The sequence below is a fragment of the Aliiglaciecola lipolytica genome (assembly GCF_018860635.1).
GTDB classification, from domain to species: Bacteria; Pseudomonadota; Gammaproteobacteria; order Enterobacterales; family Alteromonadaceae; genus Aliiglaciecola; species Aliiglaciecola lipolytica_A.
On record NZ_JAHKPT010000036.1, the window covers coordinates 132996 to 155521 of the forward strand.

The 22526-nt window shown below is 38.5% G+C and carries 19 protein-coding genes; 6 read left to right on the forward strand and 13 right to left on the reverse strand.

Annotated features, from left to right (window positions below; translation table 11 throughout):
- Position 1: 1 nt before the first annotated feature.
- The 3 genes from KO530_RS21640 to KO530_RS21650 form a co-directional block, all read right to left on the reverse strand.
- On the reverse strand, positions 2-1612 hold the full coding sequence (locus KO530_RS21640; RefSeq protein WP_216050550.1) for an efflux RND transporter periplasmic adaptor subunit: 1611 nt from the start codon (positions 1610-1612) through the stop codon (positions 2-4).
- Complete coding sequence (locus KO530_RS21645; protein ID WP_216050551.1) at positions 1612-2976, reverse strand: TolC family protein; 1365 nt, start codon at positions 2974-2976, stop codon at positions 1612-1614. The genes KO530_RS21640 and KO530_RS21645 overlap by 1 nt, the downstream gene beginning before the upstream one ends.
- Positions 2977-3420: 444 nt before the next feature.
- Positions 3421-3810, reverse strand: a complete 390-nt coding sequence (locus KO530_RS21650) for a hypothetical protein (RefSeq protein ID WP_216050552.1) — start codon at positions 3808-3810, stop codon at positions 3421-3423.
- Positions 3811-4226: 416 nt separating this feature from the next.
- Between KO530_RS21650 and KO530_RS21655 the strand changes: the two genes are divergently transcribed.
- The 6 genes from KO530_RS21655 to KO530_RS21680 all read left to right on the forward strand — a co-directional run bounded on the left by KO530_RS21655 (position 4227) and on the right by KO530_RS21680 (position 11173).
- The gene (locus tag KO530_RS21655) at positions 4227-5414 is read left to right on the forward strand and encodes an outer membrane beta-barrel protein (RefSeq protein ID WP_216050553.1); all 1188 of its coding nucleotides are present in this window, start codon (positions 4227-4229) and stop codon (positions 5412-5414) included.
- Positions 5415-5446: 32 nt separating this feature from the next.
- Positions 5447-5995 carry a polysaccharide biosynthesis/export family protein gene (locus KO530_RS21660; protein ID WP_354667889.1) on the forward strand — a complete coding sequence of 183 codons (549 nt, stop codon included), beginning with the start codon at positions 5447-5449 and terminating at the stop codon, positions 5993-5995.
- A 120-nt stretch (positions 5996-6115) separates the two neighbouring features.
- The gene (locus tag KO530_RS21665; protein WP_216050554.1) at positions 6116-8365 is read left to right on the forward strand and encodes a GumC family protein; all 2250 of its coding nucleotides are present in this window, start codon (positions 6116-6118) and stop codon (positions 8363-8365) included.
- A 13-nt stretch (positions 8366-8378) separates the two neighbouring features.
- Entirely contained in the window at positions 8379-9113 is a 735-nt protein-coding gene (locus tag KO530_RS21670) for a tyrosine-protein phosphatase (protein WP_216050555.1), read from the forward strand.
- Positions 9103-9786, forward strand: coding sequence for a hypothetical protein (locus KO530_RS21675; protein ID WP_216050556.1), 684 nt, complete (start codon positions 9103-9105; stop codon positions 9784-9786). Before KO530_RS21670 ends, KO530_RS21675 begins: the two co-directional genes overlap by 11 nt.
- Positions 9773-11173 carry an O-antigen ligase family protein gene (locus KO530_RS21680; RefSeq protein WP_216050557.1) on the forward strand — a complete coding sequence of 467 codons (1401 nt, stop codon included), beginning with the start codon at positions 9773-9775 and terminating at the stop codon, positions 11171-11173. The genes KO530_RS21675 and KO530_RS21680 overlap by 14 nt, the downstream gene beginning before the upstream one ends.
- Before the next feature lie 364 nt (positions 11174-11537).
- On the opposite strand, the gene KO530_RS21685 is transcribed toward KO530_RS21680, so the two are convergent.
- From KO530_RS21685 to KO530_RS21730, 10 genes are all read right to left on the reverse strand, one after another.
- Positions 11538-13472, reverse strand: coding sequence for an acyltransferase family protein (locus KO530_RS21685; protein ID WP_216050558.1), 1935 nt, complete (start codon positions 13470-13472; stop codon positions 11538-11540).
- A 102-nt stretch (positions 13473-13574) separates the two neighbouring features.
- Positions 13575-14027: a GDP-mannose mannosyl hydrolase gene (locus tag KO530_RS21690; protein ID WP_216050559.1), complete on the reverse strand. Its 453-nt coding sequence runs from the start codon at positions 14025-14027 to the stop codon at positions 13575-13577.
- Positions 14028-14052: 25 nt separating this feature from the next.
- Positions 14053-15012, reverse strand: coding sequence for a GDP-L-fucose synthase (gene fcl / locus KO530_RS21695; RefSeq protein ID WP_216050560.1), 960 nt, complete (start codon positions 15010-15012; stop codon positions 14053-14055).
- A gap of 309 nt (positions 15013-15321) precedes the next feature.
- Positions 15322-16443, reverse strand: coding sequence for a GDP-mannose 4,6-dehydratase (gene gmd, locus KO530_RS21700; protein WP_216050561.1), 1122 nt, complete (start codon positions 16441-16443; stop codon positions 15322-15324).
- Positions 16444-16461: 18 nt separating this feature from the next.
- The gene (locus KO530_RS21705; RefSeq protein ID WP_216050562.1) at positions 16462-17220 is read right to left on the reverse strand and encodes a WecB/TagA/CpsF family glycosyltransferase; all 759 of its coding nucleotides are present in this window, start codon (positions 17218-17220) and stop codon (positions 16462-16464) included.
- Positions 17221-17550: 330 nt separating this feature from the next.
- Positions 17551-18738 carry a glycosyltransferase family 4 protein gene (locus KO530_RS21710; RefSeq protein ID WP_216050563.1) on the reverse strand — a complete coding sequence of 396 codons (1188 nt, stop codon included), beginning with the start codon at positions 18736-18738 and terminating at the stop codon, positions 17551-17553.
- A 54-nt stretch (positions 18739-18792) separates the two neighbouring features.
- Positions 18793-19944: a glycosyltransferase family 4 protein gene (locus KO530_RS21715; RefSeq protein WP_216050564.1), complete on the reverse strand. Its 1152-nt coding sequence runs from the start codon at positions 19942-19944 to the stop codon at positions 18793-18795.
- Positions 19944-21038: a glycosyltransferase gene (locus tag KO530_RS22270; RefSeq protein WP_216050565.1), complete on the reverse strand. Its 1095-nt coding sequence runs from the start codon at positions 21036-21038 to the stop codon at positions 19944-19946. The genes KO530_RS21715 and KO530_RS22270 overlap by 1 nt, the downstream gene beginning before the upstream one ends.
- A gap of 75 nt (positions 21039-21113) precedes the next feature.
- Positions 21114-21578: a serine O-acetyltransferase gene (locus KO530_RS21725; protein ID WP_216050566.1), complete on the reverse strand. Its 465-nt coding sequence runs from the start codon at positions 21576-21578 to the stop codon at positions 21114-21116.
- A gap of 52 nt (positions 21579-21630) precedes the next feature.
- Positions 21631-22506, reverse strand: coding sequence for a glycosyltransferase family 2 protein (locus tag KO530_RS21730; RefSeq protein ID WP_216050567.1), 876 nt, complete (start codon positions 22504-22506; stop codon positions 21631-21633).
- Between the last annotated feature and the right edge of the window lie 20 nt (positions 22507-22526).

Genomic DNA, 22526 nt, shown 5'->3' on the forward strand with positions numbered 1-22526 from the left:
GCTACATCCCCTGATGCTTTTCAGCGTGGTTAGCATGGCTGTCCTGTTTATCCATGTCCGACATATCATGGCTGTCCATGTTGCTGTGATCCATATTGCTGTGGTCCATGCCCTCGTGATTAGCATGGCTGTCCTGTTTATCCATGTCCGACATATCATGACCGTCCATATTGCCGTGGTCCATGTTGCTGTGGTCCATGCTCTCTTGGTTAGCATGGCTGTCCTGTTTATCCTGTCTATCCATGCCCGACATATCATGGCTGTCCATGTTGCCGTGATCCATGTTGCTGTGGTCCATGCTCTCGTGGTTAGCATGGCTGTCTTGTTTATCTGCTTCTTGTTTATTCGAGAGTGCCGTCATGCGTGAAAAGTCTGAATTGATACTGCTTTCGGAGTCCAGTAAGAATTGTGCTGAGGTGACGATGGTATCGCCCTGTTCTAATCCATCGAGAATTTGTGCCTGTCCATGAGCTACTGTGCCGAGTTTTACCTCTACGGATTTAAATTGGCCATCGCCTAACGCGAGCACTACGCGGTTTTGTGCGCGGGTGCGGATCACCGCTTCGCTAGGAACCCATAAACTGCGCGCGCTGGGTTTAGTATGGATCACCACTTGGGCAAACATATTGGGTTTGAGTTTTTGCTGGCTATTGCTGAACCTTAATCGGGCACGAAGGGTGCGCGTTTGTTCATTCAATGTAGGATAAATATAATCCACTACACCTTGCCAGCTTTCACCAGGCAGGTAATCCAAACTCATGGTTACCGGCAATCCAACTTCCACTTGCCCTGCCAAACGCTCAAAAACCTCAGTTTCTACCCACACATCGTCAAGCGACGCTATCGACATCAGGGTGCGCTCGGGATTCACAAAAAAGCCTTCTCGAATATTTAAGTTATCCACCACTCCAGCTTGGGGTGAACGAAACTCGACGGTTTGCAGTACTTTTTGTGTCTGCTTGAGTGTTTGAATGGCTTGTTTGGGCATTTGCAGTGCCACTAAGCGCGACAGCGCGGCATTGGTGAGTGCGCTATTACCTCGATTTACCGCTAGTAAATATTCTTCTTGAGCATTAACCAACTCGGGGGAATAAAGGGCGTATAAAGGCTGGTCTTTTTCCACCGGCTCGCCAGAGGCGGTAACATAAAGTTTATCTACCCAACCTTGGGCACGAGCATGAATATGAATTAACCTATCTTGGTTATAACCAACATAGCCAATTGTTTGTATCGGCACATGCATCCTGCTGTACGCTACTTTGGCGGTGCGCACTCCCAAATTATTGACAATGTTCGGAGCAATAGAAACCGTGCCTGGGCTATCGTTATTCGTCGAATTATTGTTGGCATATACCGGCACTAAATCCATTCCCATGGGTGACTTGCCAGGTTGATCGCGTTTGAAGTTAGGATCCATAGGCGCTACCCAGTAAAGCGGCGCTTCATCTGCTTCAACATTTGTATCCTGTTCAGCTGATGCTGATTGACCGTGACCGCTAAAGTTGAAATACAACCCCGTTAACAGCGCTCCACCTAACAAACCGGCAACTAAATAAAGTACGGGTGTTAATTGCGATTTGCTATTTGTGGATTGATTGTTGGTTTGATTCATTACTGTTCTCCTAAAACCAGTTTTGATTGCTGGTTGTCACTGGGTTTAGCCTGTACAAGAAAATACTGTAAGTGAGCATTTACTTTTTGTTTTTTAGTGGCGATTAATATGCGCTCTAAGCGGCTATTTAGCTCAGCGATTCGAGCTCGCATCACTTCCCCAAAATCTCCGTTGTTACTGGTGTAGGCAGTCAATTCAGCTTCGGCCTGTTCGTGCATTTGCGGTAAAATGGACGCGTCATAATTCGCTAACCTATCTGCAAGTCGCTGGCGCTGGGAAAGCAAAGATTCAAGTTGCGACAACATATTGCGCAACAACAGACGTTTTTCAGTTTTTAAAGATTCGGCTTGGTATTTTGCTGCCTGCACAGCTTTGTCTTGACGCTGATTGGTAAACAGCGGCAAATCCACAGACACACCAACAGAAAAGAAATCCGCACGGCTTTGCCCCGCCTGATCGTCTGCTCGCATAGCGTAACTGGCGTTCACTCCCCATTGAGGCTGATACTTTTGTTGCTCTAGTTCAACGCCAATCTGTCCAGCCGAAATAGTCTGGTTTAATGCCTGAACCGCCGGGTGGTTAGACAGTATCTGCCCATAATATTGGCGATCGAAAGCCCCTTTTTGGCTAGCTTCAATTGTGGATAACAGCCTTTCATCCCCTTGATCCAATACAAATTCAACGTCGTTGTTAACAATGCCAGCCATATCCTCTACTGCCAGCCATTGTGACAACGCTGCCATGGCTGTCTCTTTATCACTTTGTAACTGGGTTAAGCGGTCTTGCAGACGCGCCAACTCAACATTGGCTCTTACCACATCCTCTTGACGAGTGCGTTTTTGTCCAGAGGCATATTGTGACTCCACTGTTTGTGCTAGCTGCTCAAATAAAGCGCTGTCTTGTTGTAACAATTGAATGCTTTGTTGGGCTGCATAGCCGTCGAGCCACAGCTGCGACACAGTAACCGCTATTTGTGCTTTGCGATCCTGCGCCATAAACGGATGCTTGGCAGCAAGTTGTTGAAGCTGACGTTTTTGGATAGCCAAGCTGTCGCCACGGGGAAATTGTTGAGCAATACCCACTTTTAGTTGGGTCATAGCCTCTTGATCAAATGCAAACCCGTTGGTTGGCAAGTTAAGCAAACCCATAGATAAAACCGGATCGGGCAATGTATCAACCGCCATGCTTTGTGACGACAAAGCCTGACGTTGTAATTGATTGCCCCTTTGCCAGGGATCATTTTCGATAGCCAATTGCACCGCATCACCCAGGCTTAACTGCCGTTCGGCAGCCTGAGCCGCAGGCAGCGCAAACACAAAAGCACCTGCAATTAAAATCTGGGTTAGATAATTAAGCTTAAACATGTCAAAACTCTATTCATAATGTAATTCCAAAACCTGTAGGCGGCGGCTTTAGCCCCGAGAAAAATCGCGACCCCCTGATAATCCCAACCTGTAGGCGGGTGCTTTAGCCCCGCGAAAAAGGGGTATCAATAATCCATGGAAACCCCATGGCCTAAAGGCCATGCTACGAGCCCCGCAAAAAAGGGGTATCAATCATCCATGTAAACCCCATGGCCTTCACACGCCATGGCCTAAAGGCCATGCTACAGAGCTGCGAAATTGATTCCTTCCATGGCCTAAAGGCCATGCTACAAGGCCCGAGATCGATTCCTTCCATGGCCTAAAGACCATGCTACGAGGTCCGCGAGGTTACTGACCTTCACACGCCATGGCCTAAAGGCCATGCTACAGGGGCATAGGGTAAATCCCGTGCGACGAAAAAAAGGCGGATCTATATTGGGGATATTAAATAATTGGGGGTTTGATTAAATTTGAGGTGTGGGCATCTAAGGCCCTGAATTGCTCGGCGATAACCTTTTGATGGTGTATCACTGAATCTGGGAATAGGTTGGCCGCAAACAAGGCTGCGGAAAATGCAGTGCCGTGTTCGCAATCACAGGTTTTATTGCAACAATCTTGCGAGGATTGCATGTTCGATTTGCTGTCAGAACTCATCTCATGGTGGTTCATTTGCCCATGAGAAGCATGCTGTTGCACCATTAAAGATTCTGAACTCATTGAGCTTTCACTCATTTCAGGCATATTTTCCATATCACAGGCCACCGACAACGCAGAAACCCCTTGGCTTAAAAGCAAGGTGGTTATCATTATTGCTGTAACAAAACGTCGTAACATGGATAAACCTAAAAAGTGCGTTAAATACAGAATTCAGCGTAACTACTGAACCCAATTAAGTTTAACACAGTATCAATAAATTCTGCATATTGGTACTGCGACTAAAAAAGAACAACTTTGGTGCGAAATGTGCATTACTCTTGGGCAGTAGTCGCTAAACACTGAGTAAGCGAAAATTAACGTTCACCGCTATTAGCAAAAACGGAAAAGAGACTAATTCCCTATATATGCGACAAATTGGGTAGCGTCACAAAAATTTAATTGCTAATTAATCTATATTTTTGCGTTGAGGTTTGCTATTTTCCACAGCAATTATGCGTTAATCGACTTGCTTAGTTGTGGTAATGCAGGAATCCTCTCTGAAATCAGGCAATACGGAGTTTGAGAGGAAGACCGGAGTTTATGGAAAGAGCTGTATGATTAACTTAAATATTATGATTTCTAATTCACAGAAATCATTCCCCAAGCTTATTTTGATGCTTTTTGCTTTGGCGCATTTTCATTCTGCCAACGCACAACAAAATGAAGGTTTTTCTGCTGTTATTGGCGCAAATATTGGCCAGGAAGATAATGTATTTCGCAGCTCTGAAGAACTGTCTGACGAGTTTCTACAACTTGCTCCTGCACTAAAATTGACCGAACTTTATGAATCCGTGCAACTCGACGCACAATATAAGGGCAACTATCGTCAATATAATGATTTAAGCGACTTAAGCTATGCCGAACATGAAGTATCGTTAAAAGGCCAATATAAACATACCGCTAAGTTCAGCTCAGAATTAACCCTAGGTTACAGCGATGAAATTGAAGAACCCGGCACAACTAATGCAATAAGCGCTGTATCGGAAGAGTTTAATGAAATAGCTACGTCCTCAGTTAAAGTTGCTGGCACCTATGGCACCATTAAAAGCAAAGGGCAAATTAAAGTTGCTTATGATTTAGCCAAGCGTCGTTATGACAACAATAATCAATCGTTTCGGGATTATGATTCAAACAAATTAACCGGCACGTTTTTTTATCGGCTAGCCCCAAAAACTCGCCTAATGTTAGAAGCTAGCACCGACGAATTAAGCTATGTAAATAATGAAGTATTTGACGCTTCAGCTACCCAGTACCGTTACCTAGCGGGAGTGGAGTGGGCAGCCACAGCTAAAACTACCGGTATTTTTAAAATAGGTTACCAAGATATCAATTACGATGACGAACTGTTGAATGATATATCTGGCCTTGCCTATTACCTGGATATGGTTTGGAAGCCTAATACCTATACAAGCATTAAATTAGGCGCAGACCGTTCAACTAAAGAAAGTGCCATACAAGGGCTTCCCAGCTTTATAAGTGAAACTTATTCTGTTTGGGTTGACCACAACTTTACCGCCAAAAGTAAAGTTGGTTTTAATTATAGCTATCGTAAAGATGAATTTAGTAGCTCGCAGGCGCGTAGTGATAACCTAAGTGCAATCGAAGCCAAATACACCTATGCGTTAAAGCGCAGCTTAGAAGTGTATATTGATTACACCCACAAAAAACGTAGCTCAGATTTTGCTATATACGATTATGATTCAAATATTTATATGCTCGGCATAGACTGGTTAATCGATTAGCCAAGTTACCGATATTGAAAAGGAACTATCACGTGAAAAACTCTATTCTTTTGTTCATTAGTATTATTTGGATGGGCTTTAGTGCAAATTTGTTTGCACAAAGCACTGATAACAGTTCTGACACGACTTATCGATTATCCACTGGCGATTCAATTTCAGTGACGGTGTTTGATGAACCCGAACTCGGCCTTAAAGAAGCACAGATCACTGACGAAGGTACCATTTCGGTTCCCTTACTAGGCCAAGTAGAAGTGCAAGGTAAAACCGTGCCTGAAGTTGAAGCTTTGTTAACCAAACTATTTGGCGATGATTACCTTAAAAAACCTAGCGTATCTGTGAGCATTGCTGAATATCGCCCTTTTTATATTAACGGCGAAGTGAAAAGACCAGGTAGTTATCCGTTCAGAACCAAAATGACGGTACAAATAGCAGTGACCATTGCAGGTGGTTTTACTGAGCGCGCTTCGAAAAGCAATATTTACCTACTGAATCAGGCTCAACACAGCGAACGTAAAAAAGTAGACTTAAACGCCTTGGTTAAACCAGGCGATGTAATAACAGTAGAAGAAAGCTTTTTTTAAGAGCCCGTATTTAGTATTGGTCTAAACGCCTGTATACACACGAATTTTGAATATAAGTTTTAAAATCAGTAAAAGATAGATAGCACTTTGCTTAGCGCAATACAAATGGAACAGTGAAAAATGACATCACAACAAGGCTTGAACCCCGCTTTAACCGACGAAAACGCCGCAGAAACGTTGGACTTGAGCCAGTATTGGCGCACCATTAAACGAGCAAAATGGCTCATAGCTGCAGTCACTTTAGTTTGCTTGTTAATTGGTGGTTATATTGCAGCCACCGCAACCCCTATTTATCAAGCCAGTTCAAAAATACTTGCTGATCCGCAACAACCTAACGCCGCCCGTGAAGAGCAATATATTGCAACAGCTTTAGTGTTTTTGTTTTATGAAACCCAGTATGAAATTTTACAATCCCGCGCCATTGCCGAATCTGTTGTAGACAAACTTGGTCTAGTAGAAAAATACAAAAAACAACAAAGAGCCAATAAGGGTAAAAAAGCCAGTGGCTTGTCGGCCACCCTTTCTGAAATTAAACAAGAAGTCGCCGCACTATTTGGCAAAAGTGAAAGTAACGCGCATGCAAAGGTTCGTTCTGACCACGACATAAAAGTAATTCTAGCATCACAGATTCAAAATGGAATAAAAGTCAGTGGTGGAAAACAAAGTCAGGTTATAAATATTAGTTACCAATCTCCCGATCCGCAATTAGCCACAGATATTATTAATGCCTTGGGTGAAGCCTATATTCAGTTTGGTTTAGAATCTCGCCTGGGTGATGTGAAAAATACTGAAAAATGGTTATCAGAACAATCATCGGAACTAAAAGCACAGTTAACCGCTTCTGAACAAAAACTCCGTGAATTTAGAATGCAGCAAGGTATTGTTGATACTTCAATGCAACAACAAGATGCTAACTCTCGTTTGCAGTCATTAAATAATCAACTCATCAGAGCCCAAACAGAGTTGAGCACCGCAGAAGAGCTCTATGCTCAGGTGAAAAACGTACCGGCTAATTCCAGCGCTTTTTATTCGTTAGGGCCAGTGCTGCAAAATAAAACCGCCAGTGACTTGGTAAAAGAAGAAGCTAAACTACAAAGTAAAGTGGATGAGTTGTTTGAGCGTTATAAAGAAAAACACCCTAAGATGATTTCTGCCCGCACCGAACTGAAAAGTGTACGCGACAGCTTGTCTCGGGAAATAGCTAAAATAGTTGAGCGCATCGAAAGTGATTACCGCTTAGCCAGCCAGCAAGTGAACAATATTCAACGCTTACTCACTAATGAAAAAGATGAGATTCAATCATTACAAGGTTCAAACTTTACTCTTACTTCGTTAGAGCGTGAAGTAGAGAATAACCGCCGTATCTACGAGTCGTTTATTAATCGCTTGATGGAAACCAATATACGCGGTGATTTTACTGCCTCTAATGTGCAAGTGATTGATACGGCTACTGTGCCGAGCTCGCCAATTAAGCCCAACGTTAAATTAATTTTGGCCTTATCTGTGTTTATGGGGGTATTGTTTGGTGTAGTACTAGCTTTTGTAAAAGAGGCACTACACAATACTTACCGCACTCCAGATGCATTGGAAGAAAACCTCAATATTCCAGCGCTGGGTATTACTATGGCGTTGAAGAAAAAAGACACCCACAGTATTCCAGAAATGGAGTATGCAGAGGATACCCGTTCGGTTTTTGCCGAAAGCATAAACAGCATACGTACGGGTTTACAGTTCTCGAATATTGATAATCCACCGAAAACCTTATTGGTTACCTCGGCTACAGGTTCTGAAGGTAAATCGACTTTAGCTATGAACTTAGCGGCAGCTTATAGCCAAATTGGCAAAACCTTGTTGTTGGAAGTGGATTTACGTAAACCCAGTATTTCAAAAAACCTGCAGATAAAAAGCCGTATCGGTTTAACCGACCTTTTAGCGGGCACGGTGAACTTCGGTGACTGTATTGTGAACCCCACAGACAATAAACAGTTTAATGTGATGCCTTGCGGCACCATTCCTCACAACCCCATTGAACTTTTGTCTTCGGAAAAGTTTGCCAAAGCTTTACAGTCTTTAAAAACCCACTTCGATCATATTATATTAGATGGCCCACCTACCTTACCGGTGAGTGATGCGTGTATTGTAGGTACCAAAGTTGATGGTGTAATAGTGGCGGTGCGCGCCGAAGAAACTAAAATTAAAGTTTCCAAAGAAGCGGTGAAACGCCTACAGAAGCTCCATGCTAACGTAATAGGTGCAGTACTCACCGTAGCCGAACCTCAAAAAATGAGTTACTACGGCGACCATTATTATGCAGGCGAATACTACGGTACTGTAATTCAGCCTGAAAACGAAAAACCCACAGCAACTTAATGCAGTAGTAAATATGATAGATATCCACAGCCACATTTTACCCGGGGTAGATGACGGAGCAAAAACGCTTGCAGAAGCGCTAGATATGTTAAAACTGGCTGTAGAGCAAGGGGTGACAACACAAGTTCTTACCCCTCATATTCATTTTGGCCGTTATGAAAATACCAAAGCAGATTTAGCCAATCGTTTTTCGCAATTTCAACAACAAGTAGCCGATGCCAATATTGATATTGAACTGCGCTTAGGTGCCGAGATACGCATTGGCACTGAGCTTATGCAGTTAGTACAGCAAGATCAAATCCCCTGGTTGGGCACTTTCCAAGGCAAAAAAACCTTTCTATTAGAATTCCCACGTATCGATGTACCACACGGTAGCGATAACTTAGTGCGCTGGTTATTACAAAAAGACATTATTCCTATCATAGTGCACCCCGAACGGAATAAAACCTTTTTAAAACAACCACACAAATTACAAATGTTTACCGATATGGGCTGCCCATTACAAATTACCGCCAGCAGTTTAACGGGTAAATTTGGTGACGAAGTTAAAGATATGGCTTTTGAGCTAGTAGAGCACAATAGAGCCTTTGCCATTGCATCTGATTGCCATAATTTAAAGGGCCGTGCACCAGATTTAGGTATAACGGCTAATCATCTGCGATCAATGGGCTTAGTGGAACAAGTAGAGGTATGCTGTAATATTAATCCTAAAAACCTTCTAAGCAAATCTGCTTCAAATGAAATTTAGACTATTTGCCCTTGTAGTTATTGTCTCTCTTTTTTTAATTGCTAGCTCACAATTAATTGCTGAATTAATTTCTATAAGACCAATCAATCAAATTGAAAGAAACGAAGAAAAACAAATTGAAAGTACCGACTTATCAGTTGAAAAACTAAAAAGTCGACTTAGAACCTCGAACTCTCTAAATTCTTATAATTCTAAATATATTTTTTTTGAAGCAAGAATATTACTTAACTCAACCTCACTTACCGAAAAAGATTTCGGCTATATAACCTCGTTATTAGATCAAGTCATTTCTCAAAGTCCAACTTGGCACCTTCCACATTGCTACAAAGTTATTGCTATGAATAAAGTCTATTCGTCGCAGCCTTCAATAATTACGCTTAACTATTTGCAACAGGCACTTAATAATGCATTGCAATTAAGTTTATATGAAGTTGAGACACAACGACTTTTACTTCCAATCATTTTTGAAAATTGGGAAATATTGGAAAAAGAAAATAAAATTTTGGCTGAAAAAATGGCAGTGCATGCTTTAGAAACAAATAACGCCCGCAAACTGCACGTTTTATTGAGTATAATCGAACATAATTTAATGGAGGAATTTTTACCATTAATAAACGATAAGTGGCAAAGGGCTAGGATAATGAAGGAATTGACTTTGAATGACAAAGGGTAACAAAGCTCAACCATTTGGCTCTTTATATTTTTTAATCATGTTATTTACACTTCCATGGCTACACGGTGGTGAACAAACATGGGAATTTTTGCTATTTGGTGTAGCAATTTTATTATCTTGCACGGTCCTTATAATTTCACATCATAAAGAACTTTCCCAAACAATTAATTCTTATAAACTGCCATTAAATTTATTCGTAATTTGGCTTTCATTTTGTGCACTTACCATTGTTCCTTTGCCGTTAGAATGGTTTTCATGGCTGGATATGAGTAGGGCAAATTTGTCAGATTTCACGGCTGGAGAGGGTAGTTATCTAGCCTTATCTATTTCTTCCTATGACAGTCAAATTGAAATTTTAAAATATATTGTTTATCTACTTTGTTTAATCTTTATAGCTACTATCTTCCACAAACAAAGACACGTTAATATTGTTTTGTGGGTTATTTTTGGAAGTTGCTCAGTTTTAGCTATCTATTCTTTTCTCAATCATTACACCTCAGGGCAGTACGAATTGATTGCTTCAATACCACCATGGGGAACAAAGTGGGAGGAAGTTGTTCGAGGCAGCTTTAGTTATAAGAACCATTTTGCTGCATTGATGAACTTGTCAATACCTATTGGTATTTTGTTAACGCTAACTTCAAAACATAAAAAGAGTCAGTACAAAAACAAAATAGTTATTTATCTACTTAGTTATAGGACGATTACAGCTTTATTTGTGATGATAATCTTAGCAGCTATGTTTAAATCAGATTCTAGAGGGGGATTATTAGCAATAATACTTTCTTTTCTACTAGTTTTATCTATCTCCCTTTTTAAACGGTCTCGAGTTAACATTTTAAATTGGAAATTATATACCAGCATTGTAAGTATTTTGCTCGTCGTAGGTTACTTATTTTCCTTATCTCCAGTTTACGAGCGGATACAAAAATCTGGGTTTACTCCAAATGGTCGAGACTTGATGCAAATAACAGTTCAACGAATTGTCGCTGATTATCCATTATTTGGAACGGGCCCTGGCACTTATCCCTTAATTCAGCATATGTATAAACCACCTGAGCTGGGAGTGACAGAAATGTCTAAGCGGGCACATAATGATTATTTAGAACTAATTGCTAATCAAGGGTTAATTGGAGCGACTCTCTTTGCTATAGCTATGCTGTGCCTATTGAAACCGATATTTATAACTAAAAAACCTATAAACCTGCAACTATTTTGCTTACAGTGGGCAATATCTTGTATGTTAATTCATGCAATGTTTGATTTTATATTTCAACTCCCAGTATTAGCCGTGTACTTCTTCGTTTTGGTAGGTTTAGCTTTAAATGTTAACAAAAATAGAAAAACTATGAAAATTAAGAATAAAGGAAAAGAAATCCCAATTTGATATCGGTTAGAAATTTAGAGCCATTTCAGATGCTTTAGTATCGTGCAAGAAAAGGCATAAACCAAAGCTATAACGCTTAACCTAATTTAAAGACACATTTAGATAATTGGTTATTTTTATCCTGTTAAAAATATTTTCTTTCGCATTTAGACCTCGCTATTTAATATAATAATACCTCTAACGAAGTCTCTAGTTAAATTGTAACCCTAAAAAACAGTTCAGATTTGATGCAATTGACTTTAAATAACAATTACCAGTAAAGGCAGATCACTTTTTGTATTAATTGCAATACTCATAAACGGTCATATAAACGAAAAGCCACGTAAGCAGTGAAAACCCCTCTAATATAATCACTCCGCTATTCTTAATTAGCTAAAGGCTGTAACCAATTAATTTCGTCAACTCTTCCACCATAAAATTCAGCCCCTTCAATAGTGTGGTGAGAATCATCATATGTGAACTTACTTAAGTTTTCGTCAATTGCGAAATACGTAGAGGTATCTTCAGAAACGATATAAGACATTCTATCTAAGATAATTAAGTCTTCAAATCGGTTCTTTCTCAGATTATCAATCATATTGTTAATGTAAGTTTGTTGCTCCTGATCTTTTTTAACAATGTAGTTTTCATAATACTTTAGGTTAATATCATCTCGAAGTTTAGCAAAATCCTCGATTCCATTAGCAAGTTCTTTCTGGATAATGAAGTCTGCTAGATTTCTATTTCCATAGTTTGGAGAAAGAATGAGTTGCTTAACGATAGCTACTTTTTTATTGTCTTCTATGCATCTTTGAATTAGGTTTTCTAAGGCGTTTATATCTTCCAAAGAAAGTCTAGATATAAACACAACAATATCTGAAGAACGATAGTTTTTAGATGTAAAAAAGCGATTGTCTAAGTTTCTTATTTGAGAACCGAACCTAGCAAAATCAAAATTCTCATTCGCAAAATTGCTAAAATTTAATACATTGTAGAGGTCTTTTGAATGTGAATTGCCGACTAATAATAATTTTGGTTTGCTATCGGCAATATCGAACCATAAAGCTTCGTCACTAGCAGAATCCACAAGCGTATAATTTGGATCGTTAATTTTATTCTGTAAAATACTATAACTTTCTTTTTGTAACTCATAATTGTCAGGATTATAATTACCAACTTTATATTTAACGGCTCCTTGTCTCATTTCAAACCCATTGTTAACTTTAATTATCGCTCCTAATCCAATAAAGAAACTAATTCCTACAATAGATAGAACGAAAACTTTCCGAGTTGAAAAATATCCCTTTCTCCTAAATGGGTTTTCGATAAAGCGCCAACTGAAGTAGGCTAATGTGAATGTAGTTAGAATGATGATAATTTTGAAAAAATCGCTAATTTCTTCTAGAGATTTATACTTTGTAAACGCAATTAATGGCTGATGCCACAGGTATGCACTATAACTAACTAACCCAATACCAACAAAAACTTTATTGGTTAGAATCTTTGTCGTTATTGAAGTTGATTTTGAAAAAGCCAATATTAAAGCGCTACCAAGTATAGGGACTAAAGTATACAAACTTGGGAATGGCGTTTTATTATCGAACGTAAATATAGAAATTAAAATTAATATTAAGCCTGTTAAACTCAATAAGTTATTTTGCAAATCTGATGTATTCAACTTGACGTGGGAAGGGAGGAAGACAATTGCAGCTCCCAGTAGTATTTCAAATAATCTAGTAGGCAACAAATAAAAGCCTGCACTAGTAGTAATGTTGTAAGCGGAATAATTAGCCAGATAAAGACTAATCAAAAACGTGATACATAAAGTCGGTACGATTAATTGTTTACAGTATTTATAGGCTATCATTAAAAATACTGGAAAAAATATATAGTACTGCTCCTCGACAGCTAAGCTCCAAGTGTGTAAAAGGGGTTTAAATTCTGAGACTGTATCGAAGTATCCAGACTCCAACCAAAATAATACGTTTGACGAAAATATGGAAACCGCAATTAGGCTTTCACCAAAATCCTTCATTTCTGTAGGAGTAAAAAGAAGCCATGAAAAAGGAAGACAAAATAACATTACAACGAATAATGCCGGTAATATTCTTCTCGCTCTCCTTTCATAAAAATTAATTAAACTAAATGAACCCTCAACTATTTCTTTATAAATTATAGTTGTAATTAAATATCCACTTATCACAAAGAAAATATCAACTCCAACATAGCCACCACTAAACAAGGTAAATCCAGCGTGAAAAAAGATAACAGGGATTACAGCTATCGCTCTTAAGCCGTCTACTTCAGGTCTATATTTCAATGCAACTCTCCTTGTTAAGTATGCTAACTGTATGCATTCATCACTTTAACTTTTGCGGTGTTTACGTATTACAACTCACTCATCGTTGGATTAAATTCCAAACTACATAAAATACCACTTTGTATGCTTATGCACTTGTTCGCTATCTAATAACTCAGAGATGGGCATCCATTGATAACTGCCATGTTGTTTATCTAACGGCAGGTTTTCTAATGGTTTGGTTAATTTCAATTGATAGGCAATGGCCACATAATGGGTTGTGAATTCATCACCAAACACATTATCTTGATAAAAATGGTCATAAGGGCCGAGCAGAGTGGCTTGATCCATTGTGAATTCTTCGCCTAACTCTTCCTTGGTTAGGCGTTTAACCGCATCAGCCAAAGATTCATCTTTTAAGATACGACCACCAGGCACAAACCAATACCCTTTGGCAGGGCGATTTAAACGCTGTCCCAACAAGGCTTCATTGTTTTCATTGGTGATCACCAAATCAATGGAAACCAAAGGGGTGCTGGCAATCACAGTGCTAAACGTGGGTTTATCTAAAAACATATAGGCTTCTTATTTAATACTAAGCTTATTTTCTAAAGCTATCTTGGTTTGCCAAGAACCACTCATAAGTACTGGCTAACCCTTCTTTTAATGAAATGCTGTACTGCCAGCCTAAGTCCTTTAAGCGTGATACATTCATTAGTTTACGGGGAGCACCATCGGGCTTAGTGGCATCAAAGCTAATCTCACCTTCATAGCCTGTTACCTTAGCAACAGTTTCAACTAACTCACGTATAGTACAATCAACACCAGTTCCCACATTAATGTGGCTAAGCATAGGCTGGGTGTTCGCTTCATAAGTAGCACTGTCTAATTGCATCACGTAAATAGAGGCAGCGGCCATATCATCTACATGTAAGAACTCACGCATTGGCTTACCGCTTCCCCAAGCGACTACTTCAGGCTTTCCTTCTAACTTGGCTTCATGGAAACGGCGAATAAGGGCTGGAATAACATGAGAGTTTTCAGGGTGGAAGTTATCGTTTTCACCGTACAGGTTGGTAGGCATGACTGAACGGTAATTACGGCCATATTGGCGATTGTAAGACTCACACAGCTTAATACCGGCGATTTTCGCTATGGCATAAGGCTCGTTAGTGGGTTCAAGTGTACCAGTTAACAGCGCGTCTTCTGACATTGGCTGTTCAGCCAATTTAGGATAAATACATGAAGAGCCTAAAAACAATAAGTCTTGTACACCGGCTTCATGGGCACTGTTGATAATGTTGCATTGGATCATTAAGTTTTCATAAATGAATTCAGCAGGGTAAGTGTTGTTAGCAATGATCCCACCTACTTTAGCAGCCGCCAAATATACTTGTTCAATATTTTCTTTTGCGAAAAACTCGCTGACTTCGGCTTGGCTAGTGAGATCTAGCTCTTTGCGGGTTTTGGTGACAATTTCCACATCACCTTGTTTTGTCAGCTGACGAACGATGGCAGAACCCACCATGCCTCTGTGGCCTGCAACAAAAACTTTTTTCATTTTATATACTCGTTAAAAAATAAATAAACAATTCCATGGCCTAAAGGCCATGCTACAAATCTGTAGGCGGGAGATTTAGCCCCGCGCGTTATGGCAAACATTTCCACGGGCTGAAGCCCGTGCTACAAACTTGTAGGCGGGTGCTTTAGCCCCGCGAGTTATAGCAAACAATTCCATGGCCTAAAGGCCATGCTACAAACTTGTAGGCGGGTGCTTTAGCCCCGCGCGTTATAACAAACATTTCCATGGCCTAAAGGCCATGCTACAAACTTGTAGGCGGGTGCTTTAGCCCCGCGAGATACCTTTGAATTACTCTCTGGATACCGCCAACGAATAACCGTGTTCTTTCAACAAGGCATGTTGCTTGGCTTTGTCCAAATCATTGCGCACCATTTCTGCACACATTTCTTCTACTGTGATCTCAGGTACCCAGCCTAGTTTTTCTTTAGCTTTGGTTGGGTCGCCCAATAAGGTTTCAACCTCTGCAGGACGGAAGTAACGCGGATCAACTTTAACAATCACATCACCAACACTTACGCCTGGGGCATCATCACCGCTAACAGCGGTTACAGTGGCAATTTCATCCACACCTTCGCCACTAAATTCTAGGCTAATACCCGCTTCTGCAGCAGACATACGCACAAATTCACGAACTGAAATTTGTTTACCGGTAGCGATAACAAAATCTTCAGGCTTATCTTGTTGCAACATCATCCATTGCATACGCACGTAGTCTTTTGCATGACCCCAGTCACGTAATGCATCCATATTTCCAAGGAACAAGCATTTTTCTAAGCCTTGGGCAATGTTAGCAACAGCGCGGGTAATTTTACGTGTTACGAAGGTTTCGCCACGGCGCGGAGACTCATGGTTAAACAAAATACCGTTACAAGCATAAATACCATAAGATTCACGGTAGTTTACCGCAATCCAGTAAGCGTACATTTTTGCCACGGCATAAGGTGAACGTGGGTGAAATGGTGTGGTTTCTTTTTGTGGAATTTCTTGTACTTCACCGTAAAGCTCTGAAGTAGAAGCTTGGTAAAATTTGGTTTTCTTTTCCAACCCTAAGAAACGAATGGCTTCTAACAAACGTAGTGTACCTAAAGCATCTACATCCGCAGTGTATTCAGGGGCTTCAAATGAAACTGCAACGTGAGACTGCGCACCTAAGTTGTAGACTTCATCAGGCTGCACTTCACGCATTATGCGGATTAAGTTAGACGAGTCAGACAAGTCGCCGTAATGTAACTTAAAATTAGCATTTTCAACATGGGGATCTTCATAAATGTGATCAACACGCTGAGTGTTAAACAATGAAGCACGACGTTTAATACCGTGAACTTCATAACCTTTTTCTAGTAAAAACTCAGCCAGGTAAGAACCGTCTTGACCTGTAACCCCAGTTACTAATGCGACTTTTTTTGTCATTTTATTTTCCTTGCAAACTTAACTAAATTTCCTGCCCAACAACCACTGCTGACAAAAATAATATATAAACCTAGGATTTTGTTTTAAATACCTATGACCCAATCTCTTAGGCTCACTACACAATCTAAACAGCCATTCTAACCCGATTTTTTGCATCCATCTAGGCGCATGCCTCTTTGCTCCTGCGATAAAGTCAAAAGCGGCTCCAACACCTAGCATTACGCAATTTAATTTATCTTTATGCTCTGCCATCCAAATTTCTTGTTTGGGGCACCCTATGCCTACGAACAGCACACCCACTTTGGCATCGTTTATCTGTTGTACAACGCCTTTATCTTCATCCCTAGACAATGGTCTAAACGGAGGAGAAAAACTAAAGGTTATTTTAATGTCCGGATATTGTTTAGATAAGTTTTGAATTACTTTTTGTAATAACGCATCTGAACTTCCGCCATAGAAACCGATATTGATTCCAGATTGGCCAGATGCTTTACAAAGTGTATTCATGATATCTTGACCACGAACTTGCTCAGCAGTTTTATGACCTAATAGTTTTTGTGCCCAATAAATGGGGCGCCCATCAGGGATCACAAGATCTGCATTGTTAACAATTTCCCCGAATTGAGGCGAGTCAAACACCTCCATACACATATGCACATTCGAAACACACATGTAAGAACCTTTACCTTTTAATGCAAGTTCACAAACTGAGTTTAGTGTTCTTTGTTTTTCAGTTATATTAACCTTCATTTTGATAACGTCTGTTCTCGTTTCCATTTTACAGTTTCCCTTGTCGAGCGTTTTTTCGTTATCAAGTAAATAAATTGGAAATTTAATGTACTTAGGTATCAATTTACTCACGCACCATTACTGTGCAACAAAATAACTTGCAAATTCAAATCCATATGATTTTGCTTAGCAATCATGCTAGCAAGCACGCATTAAATCTGTATTCAGCAGCATTTTCGGTTAGATTCATTTCTGCATTCAATATATTGAAGCAAAATATACACCACTATAATCAGGAGACGCCAATATAAATTTCTTGGATTAATAGCTTAGCTTTAAATTTCACTTTGATAATAAAGTAAGTACGTGGCGATATTGTTACAGAGACGATTGCTTGGAATAACAACCCAAACTTATGGCTTTACTGTATATATCCAATAGCTTTAACACGTTAATTTCACTGGTATATTTCGCCAAATATTCTTGTCTTGCATTATACCCCATGGAGCGTGTCGCTGCAGGGTTGTTTAATAGATATTCTACTTTTTCTATTAGGTCACCTTTATTTCCTGATTCAAAATGCAGGCCCGTTTTATTAACCTTGATAATTTCAGCCATACTTCCCAAATTTGAAACCAATGCAGGAGTTCCTGTAGAAAAAGCCTCAACTAACACCATCGGGAAACCTTCATACCAGGTAGATGGCATAATTATAAAGTCTGCATCTTTCATTAAATCAATCACTTCATTTTTATTTTTTAGACCAAGATAATTTACATATTTATGATCACAATTCTCAACACTATTTTTTAACGGACCATCTCCTACTATCTTTAGTGGGTATTGAATGTTGGACCACGATTTTAGTAAGAGATCTAACCCTTTTTCTTCACTTAGCCTTCCTACATATAAAACATATCCACCTTTTTTTTCAATATTGTTTAGATTGTTAAAAGCATCTACACTAAAGTTAGGTTTGACTGTTATTTTTTCTTCCGGCCATCCAGCTTCTATATACTTGTTTTTTGCAAATTCTGTTAATGCGATGTAGTGATCGACTTTATTTAACCAAGTTCCTTTTCTTTTATGAAATTCAACCATTAGTGACAACACGAAGCTACCAACAATTGAATTGCGATAAACTTTTTTAGGAATAGTCCAAAATGAGTTTGATTTAATACTTGTTTCTCTAATTTTACCTTCGTGCATAAGTAAGGCTGTTGGACAAACTGCCCTATAATTATGAAGAGTATGGACTACGGGAACTTTTAATTTTGTACATGCATAAAAAATAGATGGTGAAATAATAGGGAAGTAATTATGGACATGAACAATATCGGGCTTTTCTAGTTTTATTTTTTCTTGAATTTTTTTATATTCAGAAAAAGAAAAAACCACATTAAGAAAGGTAAATATTTTTCCTAACGTAGATTTTATCCGTTCATTGTCAACAGTATATTCAACTACGGTAATCCCATTACTTTGAATTAACTCTATTTCATTTCGCATAACCGTATCTTCACCACCAGCGACCTGATAAAAGTTATGGACAATTAATACTTTCATTTAAAGCGTCCTTATCATCATAATGGATTATGTCCTTGAAAATTTTATCAATTTTTAAATGTTATTGTATAACTCATTATATTGTTTCACTGTCTTCTTCAAACTAAAATTACTTTCTATGAAATTTAGGGATGACTCTACTAGTAAAGTATGATTGTGTTTTTTACCAACTATTTGATTGATAATTCCCCCTATGGATTCAGCACTTCCATTTTCACTTATTAGTGGCCAACCTTTTGGTAGTGCTTCATATAACCCCGGAGCATTAGTACCTATAACCGGTAATTTGGATGACAATGCCTCAAGACAAACTAACGGTAACCCTTCGTACCTTGACGGCATCAACAAAAAATCAAAACAACCGTAAAGTAACTCTAATTCAGATGTAGGTGGGTAGAGAGTAATTGGTAAATCCGAATTATAATCTTTTGAAAGAAGACTCACTTGTTCACCAGTACCAAAAACATGCAAATGCAGTTGATTTAGGTAAGATGGCTGCAATAAATGAAAAGCGTCAAATATTAAATCAAACCCTTTCTGTTCGGTTAAACGCCCCACAAATAGTAAATTAACTTTGTTTGGGTTTAAATTTACATGGTGCTTTTTTAGTGCTTTTAGATCACAGTATCCAGTATATTTTTCTAGATCTACCCCATTACTGATAAAGTAAGAATTAACCGTTTGGGGAATACCACTTTGGATTCTCAATTGTTTATAAGCATTTTTAGCCGCAATTGAAATAAAAACAACGTGATCGTTTTTGAATGCTTTCTCAACAAATTTGCCCAACTTGGGGCGCGAAGGCCAAAGCTTTGTATTGTGAATGGTACGCACTATTTTGGGAGGCTGTATAGAAAAAACAGAAAGCATACGTAAAACTGAAGCTAAAACAAAATCAGGCAGATCTGTATGTGAATGTACAACATCTGGTTTGAGTTTCAAAATAAAAACAAATATTTGAAAAATAGATAGAATCATTCCAATATATTTGATGATACGATGGTCTTTGTTTAAACCAAATTCTTTCCATTTTATTTTATGTTTCAATAGATCTTTCTTTAACTCTTTTGAAAAATCTGATTGATCTTTGAATATGGAAATTAAGAATACTTCAAAATTTGCAGTTTCCATATTTTTTGAAATATCTATTGCGACCTTTTCGGCTCCACCAAGTTGTAGCGCTGTGATTAAATGTACAATTTTCATCAGTTGATTTTCTCGAATATTTCGAAAAACTCTTTCGCTCTATTTTCTAGAGTTAACTTATTGATGCTTTCTTTCGAGTTGGCGGACAATTCATCTAAATTACTCATGGCTCTTTTAATAGGCTCATCTAAAGGAAAGTAAGGATCAACGACATACCCATTGTAACCATCCACAATTAATGTCGAGGCACCTGTATTCTTTGAGCATATCACAGGTAAACCACTCGCCAACGCTTCAGAAACAACAAAACCAAATTGTTCATATAAAGATGGTAAAACAAAAATATCTGATACCTTAAAATACTTCTTGAGCTCTTTCCCTTCCTTCCGATCTAGAATTTTAACTTTATCGCTTAAATTATATTTAGAGACCAGTGCGACATAGTCGTCACATTTCTCACCACTGCCAATCAAAATAAAGAGACATTTTTCAATATCTAACATTGAATTAATTACCAGCTCCCAATTCTTTTTCTCAATGAAATTCCCGACTCCCAATATTATTGTTTTATCTTGAGGCAAACTTAATTTATTTCTCAATTCTTGTTTTGTAGGAAGAGCATTTAAACCAGCACGCCAATCGTCTACATCAATAGTTTGAGTCGACAAAAAAATATTGGAATCGCTAGCAAGTGATTTCAAATATTCAGTAGTTAAGTTAGTGGCAGAAATAAAACAATTCGTATTTGAACACACTAGTCGTCTATACATATTACGAATCAAACTATTGTTCTTTTCTGTTTGGGCTACAGCATTAGTTAAAATAACTAATTTAAATTTAAAAAATACTTTGTAAATAGAATAGAAAAAAGAAGGCATCCAGAATGCAATGCTTAATACAATATCTGGATTTTGCTTTTTCAATTCTTGTATAGAAAGTGAATAAATTTGATTCTTTAATGAATCGGAACCCTGCCCATTTACTTTAAGTTCAAAATTTTTCACTAATCCTTTAAGGTTTCTTGAAGTCCAATTAGGATGATCACTTGGGAAATCACCAAATTGCAGAATAGTCAAATCTACAAGTTTCCCTAATTCATTATAAAACTCATAATTGACAGGGTACATTGGTGGGTGTAAGACTAAAACTTTCACAGAAGCTTTCCTATTAATTCACTATAATATTTAGTGAGTATTATCACTCGTCAAGACATTTTGTATTGGACACAACTATTCAATAACACCAACTTTGCTAGCTGGATTCCCAGCAATTATGGAGTTATCGGGAAAAGAACTAACAACAACTGCTCCAGCTCCTACTATAGAGTTGTTGCCAATAAAGATATCCCCAATTAATATGGCGTTAGGATAAATGACTACATCATTTCCAATTTTTGGAGCTCCTTGCTTTTTACCAAATTGTTTAGAGCCAACTGTAACATTCTGATAAACAGTTACATTATTTCCTATTTCAGCCCTTGTATTTATAATTACTCCATGGGGGTGGATTAACCTAATTTTCTGTTGATAGCAATTTGAGGGGAGTTCAATACCTTTAAAAAACTTAAAAAACATACTTAATATTCGTAATATTTTGTATTTGTATGAAAGGAGAATAAGCAAGTTAAGCTTCCCTAATTGCTCACTTTTTATATGTAAATCTGATGATTTAACAACTAAGTATTTATTTGACATCCCCACCTCCATTTGATTTTTAAAATTTCACTATCAAAAACTAGCGCTGAACTTATCTTGAACGTATTAATACCCACAATTTAGGAAACTTTTCTCTTAAATGTGTCTTCAACCAAAGTATTGGCCAAAATATGCCACCATGGTGCCTTACAAAATACTTCCATTCCTTCGGAGGAGGCAGTTGGCTGTACATTTGCATTTTTTTTAGCCTCGCATCAATTGACAAATTCTTATCTTTGCAACCTCCTTCGATGGGGTTATTCTGACACTCCCCATAAACTCCAGGAGCTACCCAGCAGCTCATTCCAGATTTAATTAAACGCAACCCATAATCAAAGTCACCCATACTATGGGTAAACCTCTCATTTAAAATACCTACCTTGTCAACAGAATCATGTGGTATCAATGTGAAATTCCCATTGATAAAGTCACACCTAACTGGCAATTCTGATGAATCGATAATATCCCCAGAACGTATAGGAAATAAATTACTTAAACTAACTCTTCCCCCATACGTTTTCTCTTTAGTAACAGGATCGACCATCGTGCCTATAACAGCTCCAGGGCATTCATTACCCTTCTGAATTTTATTGTAACATTCAACAATTTTTACTATTGAATCTCTATAAATCATTGAGTCGTCATTTATCCATAAGTAAAAATCGTATCCTTTTATTAGGCTTTCGCTCCATGCTAGCCTCATTCCTCCATTCCAATATAAACTTCCCGTCCCTTCTATTACGTTTACATTGGGATATTTTTCTTTAATGAGCAAACTAGTGCCGTCAGTGCTCCCATCGTCAACTAAATAAATATCTAAATGAACCCCTTGCATATTGCTTCTATACAAATTGTCCAAACAGATTATTGTTTTTTCTTTACGATTAAAACAGGTCATCAGCACTGCGATAGACTTAACTTCTTGCATAAGCTTTTCCCTTCTAATTT